Origin of the sequence: Vibrio sp. S234-5, from assembly GCF_000960595.1 — a bacterium.
GTDB lineage: Bacteria > Pseudomonadota > Gammaproteobacteria > Enterobacterales > Vibrionaceae > Vibrio.
The window spans coordinates 1-386 of record NZ_JZAM01000338.1 but is presented as its reverse complement, the minus strand read 5'-3'; the positions used below and the strand labels follow the sequence as shown (position 1 = coordinate 386).

Genomic DNA, 386 nt, shown 5'->3' with positions numbered 1-386 from the left:
GAAGGTTGTTTGTCCGTGGGAGACATGATGATGCAAAACTTTGATCACGAAGAAGGTGAAACGTTGGCCCATGTGGTGTCGGACTCTGTTTTGAAAACCACCATGCCTAATCTGCGTATCCTACCGGCATCACAAACCGACCGAGCGATTGAGGGCTGTTTTCATGAGCAAGTGTTTAGCCACAAACTGCCTTCCCCTTACTCAATTTTGAGTGAGATTATCAACCCTGTGCGAGATCAGTTTGATATTATCCTGAGTGATACCCCACCGTCATTAGGGTACGCCACCTATAACGCCTACTTTGCAGCGACCAGTGTCTAGTTCCCACCTTCGATTACCGAAAACGACACCGATGCTACGTGTTCATATTTCAGGTACATCCCTCA

At 47.4% G+C, this 386-nt stretch carries 1 pseudogene; it reads left to right on the top strand.

From position 1 onward, the window contains the following. Window positions 1–386: pseudogene (locus UF06_RS18900) on the top strand (AAA family ATPase); the annotation flags it as partial.